The sequence below is a fragment of the Dietzia sp. Die43 genome, from assembly GCF_024519835.1.
Classification (GTDB): Bacteria; Actinomycetota; Actinomycetes; order Mycobacteriales; family Mycobacteriaceae; genus Dietzia; species Dietzia kunjamensis.
The window spans coordinates 1-343 of the sequence record NZ_JALJRF010000086.1 but is presented as its reverse complement, the minus strand read 5'-3'; the positions used below and the strand labels follow the sequence as shown (position 1 = coordinate 343).

General features: G+C 54.2%; 1 protein-coding gene. It reads right to left on the bottom strand.

Annotated elements, in window-relative coordinates; genetic code table 11:
- On the bottom strand, positions 1–343 hold a 343-nt coding region (locus NR111_RS18920; RefSeq protein WP_256821646.1), incomplete at both ends, for a hypothetical protein.

Below are 343 nucleotides of genomic sequence, written 5' to 3'. Positions count from 1 at the left end.
GGACGTGGGCGCACTCGTGCCGCCCGTCCTCTTCTTCTTTCTCTTCTTTCTCCTTTTCTTCCCCCCTCCCTTCCCTCTCTTCTTCCTCTCTTCCTTCCCCTTCTCTTTCTCCTTTCTCTCTCCTTTTCCCTCCCCTTCTTCTTCCTCTTCTCTCTCCCTCCTCTCCTTTCTCTTCCTTTTCTCTCCTTTCCTCTTCCCTCTCCTCCTCCTTCTCTTTTTTCTCCTCTCCCTCTTTTTCTCCCCCCTCTTCCCCTTCTTCTCCTCCCCCCCTTCTTCTCCCTTTTCTCTCCTCTCCTCCTTTCTTTCCTCCCCCCCCCCCCTCCCTTCTCCCCTCTTTTCCTCT